Source organism: Flavonifractor sp. An82 (assembly GCF_002159265.1).
GTDB lineage: Bacteria > Bacillota > Clostridia > Oscillospirales > Oscillospiraceae > Flavonifractor.
This window is the reverse complement of sequence record NZ_NFHG01000018.1, coordinates 20,283-38,100: the sequence shown is the minus strand read 5'-3', so window position 1 is coordinate 38,100 and position 17,818 is coordinate 20,283. Positions and strand designations below refer to the sequence as shown.

14 protein-coding genes, 1 pseudogene and 1 riboswitch are annotated in these 17,818 nt (G+C 62.5%); of the genes and pseudogenes, 8 read left to right on the top strand and 7 right to left on the bottom strand.

The window, feature by feature from the left end; genetic code table 11:
- Positions 1 to 7: 7 nt before the first annotated feature.
- Both B5G34_RS19500 and B5G34_RS14835 read right to left on the bottom strand, forming a co-directional pair.
- Positions 8 to 295, bottom strand: a pseudogene (locus B5G34_RS19500) (ABC transporter substrate-binding protein); the annotation flags it as partial.
- A 210-nt stretch (positions 296 to 505) separates the two neighbouring features.
- Positions 506 to 1,675 carry an ROK family protein gene (locus B5G34_RS14835; protein ID WP_140397266.1) on the bottom strand — a complete coding sequence of 390 codons (1,170 nt, stop codon included), beginning with the start codon at positions 1,673 to 1,675 and terminating at the stop codon, positions 506 to 508.
- A gap of 178 nt (positions 1,676 to 1,853) precedes the next feature.
- On the opposite strand from B5G34_RS14835, the gene B5G34_RS14830 reads away from it, so the two are divergent.
- The 3 genes from B5G34_RS14830 (at position 1,854) to B5G34_RS14820 (ending at position 4,919) form a co-directional block, all read left to right on the top strand.
- Positions 1,854 to 2,606, top strand: coding sequence for a copper homeostasis protein CutC (locus B5G34_RS14830; RefSeq protein WP_087339242.1), 753 nt, complete (start codon positions 1,854 to 1,856; stop codon positions 2,604 to 2,606).
- A 151-nt stretch (positions 2,607 to 2,757) separates the two neighbouring features.
- On the top strand, positions 2,758 to 3,888 hold the full coding sequence (locus tag B5G34_RS14825) for an aldo/keto reductase (RefSeq protein WP_087339239.1): 1,131 nt from the start codon (positions 2,758 to 2,760) through the stop codon (positions 3,886 to 3,888).
- A gap of 46 nt (positions 3,889 to 3,934) precedes the next feature.
- Positions 3,935 to 4,126, top strand: a riboswitch (cobalamin riboswitch).
- Between the two features lie 145 nt (positions 4,127 to 4,271).
- Positions 4,272 to 4,919, top strand: coding sequence for a hypothetical protein (locus tag B5G34_RS14820; RefSeq protein ID WP_087339236.1), 648 nt, complete (start codon positions 4,272 to 4,274; stop codon positions 4,917 to 4,919).
- A 47-nt stretch (positions 4,920 to 4,966) separates the two neighbouring features.
- Here the strand turns inward: B5G34_RS14820 and B5G34_RS14815 are convergent, their stop codons facing one another.
- The gene (locus B5G34_RS14815) at positions 4,967 to 6,721 is read right to left on the bottom strand and encodes an aryl-sulfate sulfotransferase (protein ID WP_242957072.1); all 1,755 of its coding nucleotides are present in this window, start codon (positions 6,719 to 6,721) and stop codon (positions 4,967 to 4,969) included.
- Positions 6,722 to 6,855: 134 nt separating this feature from the next.
- The gene (locus B5G34_RS14810; RefSeq protein ID WP_087339229.1) at positions 6,856 to 7,647 is read right to left on the bottom strand and encodes a hypothetical protein; all 792 of its coding nucleotides are present in this window, start codon (positions 7,645 to 7,647) and stop codon (positions 6,856 to 6,858) included.
- Positions 7,648 to 7,869: 222 nt separating this feature from the next.
- Between B5G34_RS14810 and B5G34_RS14805 the strand changes: the two genes are divergently transcribed.
- The 5 genes from B5G34_RS14805 to tsaD all read left to right on the top strand — a co-directional run bounded on the left by B5G34_RS14805 (position 7,870) and on the right by tsaD (position 13,792).
- Entirely contained in the window at positions 7,870 to 8,730 is an 861-nt protein-coding gene (locus B5G34_RS14805) for a carboxypeptidase-like regulatory domain-containing protein (RefSeq protein ID WP_087339226.1), read from the top strand.
- A 315-nt stretch (positions 8,731 to 9,045) separates the two neighbouring features.
- A complete protein-coding gene (gene polA / locus B5G34_RS14800; protein ID WP_087339223.1) occupies positions 9,046 to 11,706 on the top strand; it encodes a DNA polymerase I in 2,661 nt (886 codons plus the stop codon).
- Between the two features lie 12 nt (positions 11,707 to 11,718).
- Positions 11,719 to 12,306, top strand: a complete 588-nt coding sequence (locus B5G34_RS14795; RefSeq protein ID WP_087339220.1) for a GNAT family N-acetyltransferase — start codon at positions 11,719 to 11,721, stop codon at positions 12,304 to 12,306.
- Between the two features lie 14 nt (positions 12,307 to 12,320).
- Positions 12,321 to 12,785: a ribosomal protein S18-alanine N-acetyltransferase gene (rimI, locus tag B5G34_RS14790; protein ID WP_087339218.1), complete on the top strand. Its 465-nt coding sequence runs from the start codon at positions 12,321 to 12,323 to the stop codon at positions 12,783 to 12,785.
- A complete protein-coding gene (tsaD, locus tag B5G34_RS14785) occupies positions 12,782 to 13,792 on the top strand; it encodes a tRNA (adenosine(37)-N6)-threonylcarbamoyltransferase complex transferase subunit TsaD (protein ID WP_087339215.1) in 1,011 nt (336 codons plus the stop codon). The genes rimI and tsaD overlap by 4 nt, the downstream gene beginning before the upstream one ends.
- A gap of 75 nt (positions 13,793 to 13,867) precedes the next feature.
- On the opposite strand, the gene hpdA is transcribed toward tsaD, so the two are convergent.
- Genes hpdA through hpdB form a run of 3 tightly spaced genes read right to left on the bottom strand, consistent with a single transcriptional unit; the run spans position 13,868 to position 17,794 of the window.
- Positions 13,868 to 14,806: a 4-hydroxyphenylacetate decarboxylase activase gene (gene hpdA, locus B5G34_RS14780; protein WP_087339211.1), complete on the bottom strand. Its 939-nt coding sequence runs from the start codon at positions 14,804 to 14,806 to the stop codon at positions 13,868 to 13,870.
- 3 nt (positions 14,807 to 14,809) lie between these two features.
- Positions 14,810 to 15,076 (bottom strand): 4-hydroxyphenylacetate decarboxylase small subunit, encoded by a 267-nt coding sequence (gene hpdC, locus B5G34_RS14775; protein ID WP_087339208.1) that lies wholly within the window; start codon positions 15,074 to 15,076, stop codon positions 14,810 to 14,812.
- 15 nt (positions 15,077 to 15,091) lie between these two features.
- The gene (hpdB, locus tag B5G34_RS14770) at positions 15,092 to 17,794 is read right to left on the bottom strand and encodes a 4-hydroxyphenylacetate decarboxylase large subunit (RefSeq protein WP_275532304.1); all 2,703 of its coding nucleotides are present in this window, start codon (positions 17,792 to 17,794) and stop codon (positions 15,092 to 15,094) included.
- Between the last annotated feature and the right edge of the window lie 24 nt (positions 17,795 to 17,818).

The window sequence follows — 17,818 nt, the reverse complement described above, 5'->3', positions numbered from 1 at the left end:
TGATGAAGTTATAGCCGTTGGTGGCATCGGCGCTCATCTGCTTCAGCCAGGAGAACACGAAGTCGCTGGCGGTCAGAGGAGTGCCGTTGGACCACTGCAGGCCCTCGCGGAGGGTGAAGGTGTACACCAGACCGTCGTCGGACACGGTGTAGCTCTCAGCCAGAGCGGGCTGGGGCTCGTGATTGGCGTCCAGACGGTACAGGCCCTCAAAGGCGTTGTTCAGAATGGTGAAGGACTGGGTGTCGGAGGCAGCCCACTGGACCAGGGTACGGATCTCGTTGCTATCGTAGTACACCAGGGTATCCCGGGTGGCGCCGCCGGACTCGCTCCCGCCGCCGCTGGGGGATTGCGTGCTAGCCGGTAAAGCCGCAGCCAGTCAGGACAGCGAGAAGAAGGGCGGAAGCAAGAATCATGGACAGTAGCTTCTTTATGTTTCATTCTCCTATCTTTTCTTGATTTGTTAAAATGCATGCTCGCATCATAACCGAAGGGATGCCCGGGCCGGTCACCGGCACAGACGGTCCAGCACCTGCTGGAGGGCCGCGGCGCCGCCGCCGATGAGGCTGCCGGTGACGCCGAAGGACTCCAGCTTAAGCTGGAAGGTATTTTGCATATACTCGCTCAGACTGTCCCGGCAGCTGTCGGTGAGCAGGCTGGGGATCAGGGGATGGGCCCGCAGCAGACTGCCGCACAGCAGGATCACGTCGGGAGCGTAGGTATTGGCCAGCAGGTTGATGGCAATGGAGGTGTAGGAGGTGAGCTGCCGGATCACGCCCACGGCAAAGGGGTCCCCCCGCTGGTAGTACTCCAGCAGCTGGGGGAAGGTGACGCCTGGGTAGACCGTGCCCGCCTCCGCCAGAATGGCCCGGTGGGACAGCTGGGTCTGGAGACAGCCTACCTTGCCGCACTCGCAGATCTTGCCTGCCGGATTTAAGGTGATATGGCCGATCTCACCGGCCATGTTGTCCTTGCCCCGGTAGATCTCTCCGTTGAGGATGACCGCCGCGCCGATGCCGTCGCTCAGGTTGAGCACCACCATGTTCCGGCAGCCGGAGCAGGCGCCGAAGCTGTGCTCGGCCAGGGCGATGGCCTTGGAGTCGTTTTCCAGCACAAAGGAGTAGCCGGGCAGGGCCTGCTCTAATTGGCGTACCACCGGCACGGACCGCCAGCGGAAGTTGGCGGAGAACTCCAGCTCTCCCCGGTCGATGTCCACGATGCCGGGGATGACCACGCCCACCGTCTGCTGAAAGGCTGTCCCGGAAAGAGAATGCAGGAAATCCTTCAACCGCTCCGCCATCCAGGGGATCACCTGCTGGGAGGTAAAGGACTCCTGGGGGACCGGGTGAGAGACCTGCCGGCAGAGCTGCCCGGCGGGGGAGACCAGCCCCAGATAGAGCTGCTCCCGGGACAAAAAGGCGGCAGGGCAGAGAAGCCGGTCGCCGTTCAGAGAGAGGACCCGGGGCGGGCGGCCGATGCAGCCGTCCTTTTCCTGCTCCCGCAGTACCCCCCGCTCAATGAGCTCATCGGCGATCCGCCCCACGGTGACGATGCTCATACCGGTGGCCTCGGCAGCCTGGGCACGGGACATTTCACCGGCGGAACGGATGGTATTGAGCACGAGACGGGTGTTATTTTGGCGCATCAGGACCTTATCTACCTTTCTTCCTGCAACCAAAATAAGCGCCTCCTGATTTACTAACATGAAGTAAAAAATACCATTTCGTTCACTTTCCGTTGCTATTCCATATTATACGCAAAAGATGGGCGAAAATCAAGACGTGATTGACAATATCAACAAAAAATATTATAATGAAGAAAATAAAGGCAAAGTAATTATTAAGGTGATGATAAAAATGAACAGTGTGATTCTGGAGGTCTGCTGCGGCAGCGCGGACGACGTCATTCAGGCCCACAAGGCGGGCGCCCACCGGGTGGAGCTCAACAGCAATCTCTTCCACGGCGGCCTGACTCCCACCATCGGCGAGCTGCTGGTGGCCAAGCGGGAGACCGGTATGAAGATCATGACCATGGTGCGTCCCCGTGAGGGCGGCTTCTGCTACACCGACGCGGAGTTTGCCACCGCCATCGAGGATGCCAAACAGCTGCTGGCCAACGGCACCGACGGCCTGGTGTTTGGCTTCCTCCATCAGGACGGCACCCTGGACCTGGAGCGCACCCGCATTCTGGCCCAGCTGGCCCAGGAGGCGGGGAAGGAGACCGTGTTCCACCGGGCCATCGATGTGGTGCCCGACTGGAAGGAGACCCTGGACGCCCTCATCGAGCTGGGTATCACCCGTGTGCTTACCAGCGGCCAGGAGCCCGACGTGTCCCTGGGTACCCAGACCGTCCGTGAGATGATTCAGTATGCCGCCGGCCGCATCCAGATCCTGCCCGGCGCCGGCATCACCGCCCGCAATATGGACCGGGTCATTGCCGAAACCGGCTGCGACCAGATCCACCTGGCCGCCCACAAGGCCCAGTATGACACCTCCGTCAACAACAACCGGGCCATCTATTACGGCGGCGCCCTCTATCCCCCCGAGGACCGCTTCAACGTCATTGACAGCGACTACATCGGCGGCATGGTGAGCCGCCTGCCCGGCTAAAGAAGAAACAGCAGCGCCTCCGCCTGAAAACAGGCGGGGGCGCTTTTTTGTTTCCCGGTAAACTGAAAAAACCTCTTGACATGGAGTGCACTCCAAGTGGTAGGGTAACATGGAAGATACGATCCGTTTATAGGAAAGGATGGAACAAACCATGATCTATAAAGCATTTCAGGATCTGAAGCTGTCCGCTCTGGGTATGGGCTGCATGCGCCTGCCGGTGGTGGACGGGAAGGATGACCAGGTGGACCAGGCGGCGGTGGAGGAGATGGTGGCCTATGCCATGTCCAACGGCGTCAACTACTACGACACCGCCTGGGGCTACCACAGCGGCAACTCAGAGCTTGCCATCGGCAAGACCCTGGCCGCCTATCCCCGGGAGAGCTTCTATCTGGCCGATAAATTCCCCGGCTATGACCTGTCCAATATGGACAAGGTGGCGGACATTTTCGAGGCCCAGCTGAAGAAGTGTCAGGTGGAGTACTTCGACTTTTACCTCTTCCATAACGTGTGCGAGATGAACATCGACGCCTACCTGGACCCCAAGTACGGCATTCTGGACTACCTGCTGGAGCAGAAGAAAAACGGGCGCATCAGGCACCTGGGATTCTCCTGCCACGGGGCCATGCCGGTGCTCAAGCGCTTTCTGGAGGCCTACGGGGAGCACATGGAGTTCTGCCAGCTCCAGCTCAACTATGTGGACTGGACCTTCCAGGGCTGTAAGGAGAAGGTGGAGCTGCTGGAGGAATATCACATCCCGGTGTGGGTGATGGAGCCCCTGCGGGGCGGCCGGCTGGCCAAGCTCACCGAAGGGGAGGGGGATGCATTGAAGAAGCTGCGGCCCCGGGAGACCATTCCCGCCTGGGCCTTCCGCTTCCTCCAGACCATTCCCGGCGTGGTGGTCACCCTGTCCGGCATGTCCGATCTGGAGCAGACCAGGGCAAATCTGGAGACCTTCTCCACCGAGGCTCCCCTCAGCGACGGGGAGTGGGAGGCCCTGCTGGCCCTGGGCCGCTCCATGACCGGGCCCGCCGCCCTGGCCTGCACCGCCTGCCGCTACTGCGTCAGCCACTGCCCCAAGGGGCTGGACATCCCGGATCTGCTGGCCCTGTACAACGAGCACCGCTTTACCGGCGGCGGCTTCATCGCCCCCATGGCCCTGTCCGCCATCCCCAAGGACAAGCAGCCCTCCGCCTGCATCGGCTGCCGCAGCTGCGAGGCGGTATGTCCCCAGCAGCTGAAGATCTCGGAGGCCATGGCCGACTTCACCGCCCGGCTGAAATAAAATCCCCTTGAGAAGTGGGAAAAAAGCTGATATAATAAATCTACAAGTAAATGATACAGCGGTTGGTAGCCATCCCCACGGGGAGGCTTTCAATGGGAATGCGGTGCAAGTCCGCAGCAGCCCTCTCTACTGTAAGGAGGACGAACGCTCAGAAGGTCACTGTCCGGCAAGCCGGATGGGAAGACGGGCGTGAGGAGGAATCCAAGCCAGGAGACCGGCCAGCCGCAGTGGGTGCGCATTTTCGGCGGGGAAATGGCGCGCCGGGACCGGTTTGCGGTCCGTCACCAGAGAAAAAGCGCTTCCCGTCGGGGAAGCGCTTTTTGCTTTGTCATGCCCCGCCAGGAAAGAAAACCCACAGCATAGGGCAGGAGGTTGGCAGGCATATGAACACAGGCAAGCAGATGCGGTTGTCGGAGCGGGAGTTGGCGGGATACCGCCAGTGGCTGACGGAGCTGGAGGAGGAGATGGAGGAGCTTGGCGGACTGTCCGCGGGGCTGGACGGGGATCTGGAGGACTATTTTGACCCCCGATCCCCCATCGGGCGGCAGGTCTATGCCAGCTTCTCCAATGAGGAGCTGCTGGAGCCCCTGGTGGACACCATGGAGAAGGGGGACGGGGCACCCCGGCCGGACCGGCTGCTGTGCGTCTATCGCTGGTATCTGGAGAAGCGGTTCGGCTCCCTCCACCGGGCCTGCTGGTGTGCCCGGGGACGCAGCCGCCAGCGGCAGGCGGAGCGAAGGTGGCCGGCGGACTGGCCGGAGCGGGTGGACCCACGCCCCTTCTTCCGGCGGTGCCACAGCCAGGGCCTGATTTTGGACGAGGAGGCCCGGGCGGCGGTATGGGACTACTGCGGGGCGGTGCGCCGGCAGGGTCAGCCCCCCTGTGAAAACGAGCTGCCGGATCAGCTGCGGACCCTGTTTGCCCGGACGGGCTGCACCTGGCGCACCGGGCTGGAGTTGCTGGGCATCCCCGCCCTGAGCAAGGCGGTGCGCCGCCACATGCGGTGTTACTGGGCAGGAACAGATGAATAACAGCAAAACGCCCCCGGAGACCTCGGTCTCCGGGGGCGTTTTGCTGTTTACTGGAACCAGAAGCCCTTCATGTCCAGCTTGAAGGTACGGTAGCCCTGCATGGTGCAGTCGTAGTCAAACTGGCGGATGAGCACACCGTCGTCGTCGTACTCACCAAACACATTGGCCACACCGCTGTTGACCACCCAGTTGCCCGCCGTGCCGGCGGGGGCGGCGTTGGAGACGATGCTGGAATAGGGGACGGAGAAGGATTCCGCCAGAGTGAAGGTGCCCTGGTTCTCATCCACCTCATAGACATAGACCCAGCTCCTGTCCTCGCTGCCGCCGTAGAGGTCACGGCAGACGCTGTCCTCCAGCTCCGGGTCGTAGTCCCGGGTGTTGAGGGACCAGTAGTTGTTATTATAAAGGGAAAGGTAGTAGACTCCTTCCTGGTCACCTGCCCCGGCGTACTCTACGCTGTGCTGGCCGTATTGGAAGACGAAATCTCCCACCGGCGTCAGGGACAGCTCGGCGTAGGCGGTGTCCGCCCAGAAGTCGGGGTTGCCCAGCAGCCAGGTCAGCTGGGGATCGCTGTGGACCCCCTCCACCTTGATGATGGTGGAGGTCTCACGGGAGGAGACGATCAGACTGTCCGCCTCCTCCAGATACTGGACCGTGTTCAGGTGGAGCCAGTCCCAGTTTCCGGCCTCCCAGAAGAAATCGGAGGTGATGGAAATGGGATAGGTCTCCTCCTCACAGTAGGCGGCCATCAGCTCAGAGAAGTCCACCAGCTCGGTGACTTCACCGCTCTCCAGATCCACCTCGATGACCACGTCCTCGGTGGTGTCGCTGTCCAGCTTGTTCACCAGGGCCACCACGGTGTTGTCGGAGCCGTAGGTGATGTCGTGGTGGAGCTCGTAGCCGTCCAGATTGCAGACCTGCAGCACTTGGCCCAGGCCGTTCATCCGGGCCAGCCGGGTGGAGGAGACACAGGTAACGATCTCATCCCCGTAGCTGAGCACCCGGTCCAGGCCGAAGCCCTCCAGCACCATCTCGTAGCACATGACGCCGCTGTTGTCAAAGAAGAAGCCGTAGCCCAGATAGCCGTTGGTGCGCATCATGGCAAACAGCCCGTCGGACAGTGCCGCGGTACTCTCCCCGTCGGTATAATCCAGCCGGGTTGGATAGCCCGAGTGGGTTTCCGGCATGGTGATGGAGAAGGTGACTTTTTGCCGCACGTTGCCCCAGGAGCCGGTGAGGGTCAGAGTGACCTGGTTGGTTTCGCCGGGCACCAGACCGATGAGCTGGAACTCATGCTCCTTGGAATAGGTCTGCCCGCTGGAGGCAGCAGCGGCGGTGTAGTCGGGGATGGACTCATCGTCCACATGGATGGTGTAGGATACCTGAGTGGGCAAGGTGGTCTCAAAGTATAAGTAAAGGCCGTTGCTGCCGGTGCCGAAGGGATTGAGAACGGCCAGAGGGGCCTCTGCCGTCCAGCCGTCACTCATCTGCTTGGCGGTATCCAGCGCCTGGGCCAGCCGGTCCTGTACGCCGGTGTCATAGTAGGTAAAGCCCTCCTGGTCCACCTCATAGGGGACCAGCTGGATCACCGACAGGTCGGACTCCAGGGCAGCCTGACAGATCTCCAGCTCAAGCGTCTGGTCTTTGCCCAGCAGCTCGCCTACATCCACCTGCCAGACCGATCGTACCTCATGCTCCTGAGCCACAAAGGCCCTGGCCACGGCGAAGACGATCACCAGCGCGGCCACGATCAAAAGGGCCGCCAGCACCAAAATCAAACATACTTTCTTTCTGCGTGTCACAATAGGCCACTCCCTGTTATCAACAGTATCAAACGCGGGGAACGCCGGGGATGGGCGTTCCAGGAACGCAAGCCCACGCTATTATAGCAGAATCTGTCTGGGCTGAAAAGAGATCGTCCCGCCCTGGGACAAACTTATACGGAGCCGGTGGTATCACCGCCCTGGATGGCCACGATCTGTACCGGCGTGTCGTCAGCGGACAGGGAGACCACCAGGGTGTCGCCCACGCTGAGATCAGACAGGGTCGCCTGGAGCAGAACGCCGTCCTCCAGCCGGTAGACCGGGGTGGAGTCATCGGCGGCCAGGGCCTGGGACTCGGTGCTCAGGGCGTACAGGTCCAGATTCACGTTAGTGTAGCTGGTGACCACGCTCTCCGGGTCGTCGGACTGGTACCAGGCCACCTCCAGGCCGGTTTCAGAGTTGGCGGTGACCTGAGCCAGCTTGTCGGCGGACACTTCGCCGGCATTCTGGACCACCACGTCGGTGAGGGAGCCGTCGTCGGCGTTCTGCTGTACCAGCAGGATGGTGCCCGGCTTCAGATCGGCCAGCATCAGGGAGCTGCCGTCGGCGCTGTCCGGGGAGCGCAGCACGCTCTCGTCATCCACGGCCACCAGCATGGTGTCCTGGGAGAGGACGTAGTTTGCCAGGTCAAAATCAGCGGGGTCCGCGATGCCCTGGGCGGCGCCCTCCTCCGCCGGTGTGTAGAGCTGAAGGGTCAGCTGACTTCCGTCCACGGACAGGACCATGGCGGCGGTGTAGGCCTCGCTTTCCGTGCCGGTCTCCACAGCGGGGCTCTCCTGAACCGGGGTGGGAGAGGGGCTCTCGGTCAGGGTATCACTGTCGTTGTTCTTGGAACCGCAGCCGCTGAGCAGACCCACAGATAACAGGCCCGCCAGGGTCAGGGCAAGATATCGATTCTGTTTCATCATATAAACCTCCAAAGGGAAAATTCTCAGGCGGGAGGACCGCCTGCTGGACATAGAGTACCAGATTTACTTGAAAGGGTGCTTAAAAATCCGTGAACAATTTGAGAATTTCACCGGCGGCCGGAACCGCCCGGCAGCGGGGCGGAATAGGATGATGTGCGCCTGCTCTCCGGAGCGGGCGCAGGCTGAGCCTATCAGACCATCACTTCAGGAGGAACAATTATGGCGGATATCAAGCAGGACCTTCTTGGCTTGGAGCACAGCCCCAGCTTCGAACTGCAGGGCATCCAGGAGGCGGACATCAACCTGGAACTGCCTCCCGCTCCGGGTGGTACTGCCACTGTATACGGTACCGTGACCGACGGCACGGCCCCTCTGGCCGACGCCACCGTCAAGCTCTTTGACAGCACCGGTGCCCCCTTCCAGCACACCACCACCGACGCTGCCGGTCAGTATTCCCTCAACGGGGTGCCCGCCGGCACCTATACCATCAGCGCCGTCAAGGACGGCTACCGGCTCAGCGACGCCGTGGGCGTGACCCTGGTGTCCAGCGACACCACCCTGATGAACCTGGTGTGCACGGCCGATGCCACCCTGGCCCTGGGCGCCATTGCCGGTGTGCTCACCGCCCTGGTGGGCGCCGACGTGACCCCTCTGGCGGGTGCGAAGATCACCCTCAAGGACCAGAGCGACGCGGTGGTGGCCTCCACCTATTCCGCTGACGACGGCGAGTTCCTGTTCTACGATGTGGCCGACGGCGTGTATACCATGCTGGCCTCTGCCGACGGCTATCTGACCTCCGCCTCCATGGTGGTGACCATCACCGGCGGCTCCATCGCCAACGTGACCATGTCCCTGACGGTGGACGCCCGCACCTACAACGGCACCGTCAGCGGCATTATTCGGGACAAGAACGGTACCGCTGTGGCCGGATGCTTCGTGGGCCTCTATGAGGTGACCGGCACCGGCGCCACCGCCACCGAGACCCTGATCGCCACCACCAAGACCAACACCGAGGGGAAGTATCTTTTCGGCGGCGTCACCGGCGGGCAGTATCTGGTCAAGGCCAAGATGGAGCAGTAACCGACGGAGGTCCCTTCTGCCTGCGGGGGGAGGGGGAGTACCTGCTCACCCTGAGGCGGGGAGGGCTGTGCTGCCGCCTGCTGGTGCGGCTGCCGCCGGGGGCCGATGTGGACGTGGTTCTGGACCTGGAGGCGCGGACCTGGAGCTGGCGGCGGGAATGCTTCCACTGCTTTTATAATCAAAGGTAAGGTATGATTGGCCCGTCAGGTCCTGTGGGACCTGGCGGGCTTTTCTCTTGTATGGTGCGGGGAAAACTGGTATACTATACCCTGAGATTTTATGTCCGGGCGAAACCGGACAGCAGGAGGTCCTTTCATGAAGCTCATGGTCATCGACGGCAATTCCATCATCAACCGGGCCTTTTACGGCATCCGGCTGCTCACCACCAAGGACGGGCAGCCCACCAATGCGGTCTACGGCTTTGTGAACATCCTCCTCAAGCTGATGGACGAAGAAAAGCCCGACGCCCTGTGCGTCACCTTCGACCGGAAGGCCCCCACCTTCCGCCACTTGGCCTACGAGGGCTATAAGGCCCAGCGCAAGGGCATGCCCGAGGAGCTGGCCGTCCAGCTGCCGGTGCTCAAGGATGTGCTGGCCGCCATGAACATCCCCCGCTATGAGATGGACGGCTGGGAGGCTGACGACCTCATCGGCACCATCTCGGTGAAGGACACCGCCGCCGGGTGGGACACCGTCATCGTCACCGGCGACAAGGACTCCCTCCAGCTGGTCACCGACACCACCCGGGTGAAGCTGGTGTCCACCCGTATGGGTCAGACCACCACCAAGGAGATGACCCCCGAGGCCTTCCGGGAGGCCTACGGCTTTGAGCCCATCCACATGGTGGACCTGAAGGCCCTCATGGGGGATACCAGCGACAACATCCCCGGCGTCAAGGGCATCGGGGAGAAGACCGCCATGGACCTGATCCAGCGCTACCACAGCGTGGAGGCCATCTATCAGGACCTGGACCAGGTGGAGGCCAAGCCCGCCGTGCTGAAAAAGCTGAAGGGGGGGGCTGACCAGGCCAAAATGTCCTATGATCTGGCCCTCATCCACTGTGACGCTCCCATCGACTTCACCCCCGAGGCCAACCTGCGGAAGGAGCCCAACGCCCCCGCCCTCTATGAGCTGTTCCTCAAGCTGGAGTTCAACAAGCTCATCGACAAGCTGGGCCTCAGCGCCCCCCAGGGGGAGGTGCAGCAGGAGGAGGAATTTACCGGCACCTGCACCAGCGAGGAGGTCACCGACCGGGCCCGGGCGGAGGAGCTGCTGGCCCTCTGGCGGACAAAGGACAGCGTGAATGTGCTGGCCCTGCCCTCCCTGGATGTAGTGGTGGTGGAGCACTGGGAGACCGAGCGGGACAGCCACGCCGCCATTCTCCGGGCCGACCGGCTGGAGGGGTACAACGACGTTCTGAAGGCCCTCTTTGCCCCCGACATCAAGAAGAATGCCCACGATGTGAAGACCCTCCTGTCCCGTCTGCTGGACGAGGGCATCCAGGGGGGCGGCTTCGTCTTTGATATCGCCATCGCCGCCTATCTTCTGGCTCCTACCGACGGCAGCTATGAGCTGGAGACCCTGGGCATGCGGTGGCTCAACCATGAATTTCTCAAGGCCAAGGACACCTACCTGGCCAAGGATGCTTTCAGTCCTCTGGGTGATTCCGCCAAGGCTCTGGGCGTCATGCTGTCCCACTGTGCCCTCATTGACGCGCTGAAGGACCCCATGGCCGCCCGGTTGACCGAGCTGGGCATGGACAAGCTCTATTATGAAGTGGAGCTCCCCCTGTGCCCGGTGCTGGCGGAGATGGAGCACGCCGGTGTGCTGGTGGACCGGGGGGCCCTCACCGCCTTTGGCGAGATGCTGGATGAGCGCATCAAGGCCGACGAGACCCTCATTTACGAGCTGGCGGGGGAGACCTTCAACATCAACTCCACCCAGCAGTTCGGAAAGATTCTGTTTGAAAAGCTGGGCCTGCCCCCGGTGAAAAAGACCAAGACGGGCTACTCCACCAACGCCGAGGTGCTGGAGAAGCTGCGGGACAAGCATCCCATTGTGGAGGCGATGCTGGACTACCGGCAGCTGGCCAAGCTGAAGTCAACCTATGTGGACGGCCTCACCAAGGTGATCGCCGCCGACGGCCGCATTCACACCTCCTTCCAGAACACCGTCACCGCCACCGGGCGGCTCAGCTCCACCGAGCCCAACCTGCAGAATATCCCTGTCCGTACCGAGTTGGGGGCGGAGCTCCGGAAGATGTTCGTGGCCCCGGCGGGGCACATGCTGGTGGACGCCGACTACTCCCAGATCGAGCTGCGGCTGCTGGCCCACATCGCCGGAGATGAGCACATGATCGCCGCCTTCCGGAGCGGGGAGGACATCCACACCGTCACCGCCTCCCAGGTGTTTGGGGTGGCCCCGGAAGAGGTGACCCACGAGATGCGCCGCCGGGCCAAGGCGGTGAACTTCGGTATCGTCTACGGCATCTCCGACTTCTCCCTGTCCCAGGACATCGGGGTCACCCGGGCGGAGGCCAAGGAGTATATGGAGAAATACTTTGAGAAGTATTCCGGCGTCCACGCCTATATGACCCAGGTGGTGGAGCGGGCCAAGGCCGACGGCTATGTGTCCACCCTCATGGGCCGCCGCCGGTGGCTGCCCGAGCTGAAATCCTCCAACTTCAACATGCGCTCCTTCGGGGAGCGGGTGGCCCTGAACATGCCCATCCAGGGCACCGCCGCCGACATCATCAAGCTGGCCATGATCCGGGTGGCGGACAGGCTGCGTGCCGAGGGCCTGGAGGCAAAACTCATCCTCCAGGTCCACGACGAGCTGATTGTGGAGTGCCCGGAAGGGGAGACCGACCGGGTCAAGACCCTGCTGGAGAGAGAGATGGAGCAGGTGGTGGAGCTGGCCCTGCCCCTCATTGCCGAGGCCCACGCCGGAAAGAGCTGGGCGGAGGCCAAGGGCTGAGAGGTGCAGAACATGGAACTGCGGCAGCTGCCGGAGGAAGGGCTTCTTCCCTGGTATGAAAGGGAACTGACCGAGGCCTTTCCCCCCAACGAGCGTAAGCCCCTGGCTGATATTCTGGCGTTGATCCATCAGGGACGATACCAGGTGTGGGGGCTTTTTGAAGAAGAAACGCTGCTGGGCTACGCCACGCTGTGGATGGAACCCACGGATCAAAGCTACATCCTGCTGGATTACCTGGGAGTGGCCGCCGCCCAACGGAACGGAGGCCTGGGGCAGAAGATCGTACGGATGCTGGCGGAGCGGCTGGCGGGCAGATCCCTGCTGCTTATCGAAGCTGAGTGCCCCGTGGAGGGGGACGATCCGGCGGAGAATACCCTCCGGCAGCGGCGGCAGGCCTTCTATAAGCGGTGCGGCTTTGTGCCCGCCTACGACATGGCCACCTGCGGCATGCGGTTCACCACCTTCCTGCCAGATCTGCCGGAGGACCTGGCCCCGGTGATGGCCGCCCACAGGGCCATTTACGGACCGGCGCGCACCGATGTGAAGGTGCCCCTGGGGCCGGATGAGCCGCCTCCCGGTCCGCCGGAGTGGATGAAATAAGGAGAGAAACGACCATGAACTATAAACTGGTCCCCATGGACAAATCCCACCTGAGTCAGGTGGCGGCCATCGAGCGGGAGTGCTTCTCCCACCCCTGGTCGGAGGCCCTGCTGGAGCAGGAGCTGTACAACGACATGATCTCCCTGGTGGTGGCCGAGGGAGAGGACGGCACCGTGCTGGGCTACGGTGAGGTGCGGGCCGTGCTGGACGAGGGCACCCTGGAGAAGATCGCGGTGGCCCCGGCCTACCGCCGTCAGGGGGTGGCCGAGGCCATCCTGAGCGCCTACATCCGGTTCGGACGGGCCAATCTGGCCTTCCTCACCCTGGAGGTGCGGGAGAGCAATACCCCCGCCATCGGCCTGTATGAGAAGCTGGGCTTTGAGACCGTGGGCCGCCGGAAGAACTACTACCGGGAGGAGCACGAGGACGCCCTGCTCATGACCATTACTTTTACTGAGGAAACGAAGGGAACGGAATGAATATTTTAGCCATTGAATCCTCCTGCGACGAGACGGCGGTAGCGGTGGTACGGGACGGCCGCACCGTCCTGTCCGACGCCATCGCCTCCCAGGCCGACATGCACGCCCTCTACGGCGGCGTGGTGCCTGAGATCGCCTCCCGCAAGCACATCGAAGCCATCGCCGGCCTGGCCGATCAGGCCCTTCAACAGGCGGGGGTCACCCGCGCCGACATTGACGCCGTGGCGGTGACCTACGCCCCCGGCCTCATCGGGGCACTGCTGGTGGGGGTCAACTTTGCCAAATCGGTGGCCTACGGACTGGACGTGCCCATTATTCCCGTCCACCACGTCCGGGGCCACATCGCCGCTAACTACATCGCCCATCCCGACCTGGAGCCCCCCTTTGTGTGCCTGTGCGTGTCGGGGGGCAACACCATGATCGTGGACGTACGGGGTTACACCGATATGGAGATTCTGGGCGCCACCCGGGACGACGCGGCGGGGGAGTGCTTTGACAAGGTGGCCCGGGTGCTGGGCATCGGCTACCCTGGCGGGGCACCCATGGACAGGCTGGCCCAGGGGGGCGACGACAAGAAATATCCCTTCCCGTCGGTCCACGTCCATGACGCCCCCATGGACATGTCCTTTTCCGGCCTGAAGACGGCCGCCATCAATCTGATCCACAACGCCCAGCAGAAGGGGGAGGCGCTGGATCAGCCCGCGCTGGCGGCCTCCTTTGCCGCCGCCGTCAGCGAGATGCTGGTGCCCCGCACCATGGAGGCGGCCAAGCGCTGCGGCTACGGCAAGATTGCCGTGGCCGGGGGTGTGGCGGCCAACTCCCGCATCCGGGCCGACCTGGAGGCCGCCTGCAAAAAGACGGGGGACAAGCTGTACCTGCCCCCTCTGTCCCTGTGCGGAGACAACGGGGCCATGATCGGGTGCCAGGGCTACTACGAGTACCTGGCGGGCAAGCGGGGGAGTATGGACCTGAATGCCTACGCCACCCGGGATATCAAAAAAGGATAATGAAACGCAAAACGGCCGCCCGTTTGGGCGGCCGTTTTGCTTTGGAGGTCTGTCGGGTTGGGAAGACAGGAAAACTCAAAAGGAGGTATGGTTGCCTACATAGCAGGCGATACCCGCTTCCAGATAGAGAGTCTGGAGGGCCTGGAGGGTCTCGTCGGTGACGTCCCCCTTGCTGGCGTAGGCATATTCCTTGCCCAGCTGCTCCCACTTGGTCTGGCCCATCCGGTGGAACTTCAGCAGGTTGATCTCGAAGAGACCGTTTTCCTGCATGAAGGCAATGACCTTGCGGGCGTTTTCCTCGCTGTCGTTGTACCCGCCGATGGTGGGCTGGCGGAGCACCAGCCGTCCGGGCCAGCCGGACCGGACCAGGGCCCGGATGTTGTCCAGGATGGGCTGGTTACCCACGCCGGTGCCCGCCTTGTGGGCCTCGGGGTCCATATGCTTGACGTCGATGAAGGCGAACTGGATGTACTGCATCACGTCCAGGAAGCGGGCGGTGTCGAAATAGGCGCTGGTCTCAATGGCGGTGTGGATCTGGAGATCCCGGCAGCCCTTGAGCACCTCCACCAGAAAGTCGTGCTGGAGGATGGGGTCGCCGCCGCTGAAGGTGACGCCGCCGTTCTGGCCCCAGCTGCTGAAGTCCCGGCGGAGGATTTTGAGCAGCTCCTCGCTGGTGTACTCCTTCACGCACTGCTTCAGGGCCCGGTTGGGGCAGATGTCCACGCAGTCGAAGGTGGTGCAGCTGGCGCAGGCAGTCAGATCCACCACGGGGGCCTGCCCCTCAGGGAAGTGGATGGCGTGGGAGGGGCAGACGTTTTCGCACACCCGGCAGCCCTTGTCCCACTTGCACACGTTGGCGGCGTACATCAGGTGCTTGCCCGACGTCCAGCTCTCCGGGTTGGCGCACCAGGCGCAGCGGAGGGGACAGCCGGTGAGAAAGACGGTGGTGCGGCAGCCCGGTCCGTCGTGGACGGAGAAGGACTGGATATCAAAAATGGTTCCCTTGACGCCCATGGATCACCCCTGGGCCACCTGATAGTGCTCGCAGCAGAAGGCGCCGCAGTTGGCGTAAGCCCAGTTTTCCTTCTCGAAGCCCTTGCAGGTGCCGATGCCGTGGTCGTCCGCGCCGGAGAAGCAGGCGCAGTTGCCGCACTTGGGGGCGGCCTTCCAGTTGGGGCAGCCCTCGCTGCCCGCGCCGTCGATGGGGACGATCTGCTTGGAGAGAGCGCACATGCCCTTCTCACAGTCCAGATTGATATAGTTCACACAGTCTACATGTTTCATTTTGGTGCCTCCCAATTACGCTTCATCGTATTCGGTCCGGTAGATGACCTCGTCCTGGATGGGCTTGCCGATCTCGCACCAGTACTGGGTAAAGCCGGCCACACGCACCATCAGGTCGCGGTACTTGTCGGGGGACTTCTGAGCGTCCCGCAGGGTGTCAGAGCTGACCACGTTGAACTGGACGTGGAAGCCGCCCTTGCGCATGTAGGTGCGCACCAGCTCCAGCAGCTTGCGGGTACCCTGGACGCCCTGGACGGCGGAGGGATGCAGCTTCAGGTTCATCTGGGCGTTCTGGTTCTGAGAGTGGTCATACACCGTGGCCGACTCAAAGAGGGCGTACACGCCGTTCTTGTCGGTGCCGGCGGCGGCGGACACGGAGCCGTCGGAGTAGGTGGTGCCCGCCAGACGGCCGTCGGCGGTGGCCAGGGTGATGAAGCCCTGAGGACCGTGGGTGGACACGGAGATCTGGCACAGGTACTCCGGCTTGCCGAAGAAGGACTCGATGGTGGGCAGGTAGTGGAGCAGGTACATGTGGTAGTCCCGCAGCAGGCTGTCGGCGTAGGGGTCGGCGTTGCCGTACTTGGGGGCGTTGATGCAGTCGGCGAAGATGGCGGCGTACTTCTGGGCCTCGTCGGTGCTCTCACGGTAGTCGGGGGAGTACACGCCGGTGTCGTAGGCGGTACGGAAGCCGAAGTTGTGGAGCATGGCGTCGGTCATTTCCTCCAGAGTGTATTTCTTGTCGTCAAAGACATTCTTCTTGATGGAGGCCAGGGAGTTGATGAAGGTGATGGTGCCGCAGGACTCGAAGTTGATGCAGGCGTTGTAGCGGGAGCCGCAGTTGCCGATGTGCTGGCCCTTCTTGAAGCAGTCGGGCTTGAGCAGGGAGTTGACGGCAGGCATGTTGTACTTGCGCCACACGTCCATCTGGATGTTGTTGACCTTGTTGACCACCCGGTTGCTGATGTCCAGGTACTTCTTCCACAGGTCCACCAGCTTCTCGAAGCTGTCGATGGTCTCGTTGTGGGCGGGGAAGACCCGCTTGCCGGTACGCTCATCCATGCCGTTGGTGAGCACCAGCTCCAGCACCTTGGGCAGGGCGGTAAAGTGGATGCCGGTGCCGCAGGTGGGAGAGGCGCCGCCGGGGATCATGGTCACCTTGCCGTTGTACTCCAGGGGCAGGAAGCAGCCGGGAGCAGACTCCAGGCAGCCGCCCAGACACCAGGCACGGGCGTCGTACAGGTCCATGCCCTCGGGGCCGTACTGGCGGAGCATGAAGTTCATGCCCACCTGGTTGTTCATCCAGGCGGGATAGCCCATGCCCAGCTTGGTGCAGGCGGCGGCCTTCATCAGGAAGTCCTCGGGCATCTTCTCGTCGTACAGCACGGAGAGGGTGGGCTGGGGCGTCTGGGCCCGCATGCCGGCCTCCACGATCAGGTACTCCAGAGGGGTGACGGCGGACAGACCGTCGTAGTTCTGGCCGCCCAGGGACAGGTTGTTGAAGGTGTTGCCGGACAGCACGCCGCCCGACACACCGGCGGAGGCGAAGCACTCGATGCAGGTGATCTTGATGCGGTAGAGCTCCAGCAGCTCGATGACCTCCTCGTCGGTGGTGACGCCGTCCTGGATATCCTTCTCATAGAAGGGCTGGAGCACCTGGCCCAGACGACCGATGGACTGGCCGGACTGGGGGTCCTCGTTGACCACGCCCAGGTGGAGACACAGGGTCAGCTGCAGGGCCTCACGGAAGGTGGAGGGCTGCTTGTGGGCGATGTTGTGCATGACCTGGGCGATCTCCAGGTAGTTCTTCTTGTACTTCTCGTCGGGCTCACGGGAGGCCAGGTCCTCGGCCTTGCGGGCGTAGTTCTCGCACCACTGGCTCAGGCCCTTGACAATCTCCTTCATGGCGGCGTAGTAGTAGCCCCGGCTCATGCCCAGCACGCCGTCGCCGCCGGCCTCGCCCAGAGTCTCGGCCATCTTCTCGTCGCACAGCTGGATGATGCGGTCAAAGCCGTACTGCAGGGGCAGGTAGTAGTTCATGACCTCGCGGCCCTGGGGAATGGCGAAGGAGTCGAACATGACCAGCACGCTGTCCATGATGCTCTTGAACTGCTCATAGCCGGGCAGGTTCTTGGCGTACTTGTCGGAGATATCCTCCACGGAGATGCCGTCCCAGTACTTGGACACCTTTACCAGAACGGGGATGTCCTCCTTGCGCATGCCGAACTTCTTGGCGATGGAGATGACCTCGCCGTAGCTCTCGGTGACGTTGCCGCCGCCGTTGCCCACGATGGACACGGAGTCGGCCTCGTTCTCGGCGGGGGCGTCCACCTCGTTCATCAGGGACTCAGCCATGGAGTTGAAGAAGCTGGCGCACACCCAGGGGAAGGGGAAGGCGCCGCGGATGTTCTTGGTCTTGTTCATGACCAGCTTTTCATCGGGCAGGATGGTGGGGGTGCTGTGGGCCAGGGAGGCAGCCACGGCCTTGGCCCGGCGGACCTCGATCAGGTCGCCGTCGTTCTCCCACCAGACACGGTTGTACCAGTAGGCGCTCTCCATGTCCGCCGTGACCTTCAGGATGTAGTAGATATCCATAATCCGCTGAAAGCTCTCCGCCGCGGCGGGGATTTCCTTCTCGCAGACCTCTTTCATTTGCTCGGCGCCGATCCCACGGGCGTTCAGGATCTCCTGGAGCTTGGCTTCATTGGTTTCCAAAGTCACCAACCGTCCTTTCTTATATGATAT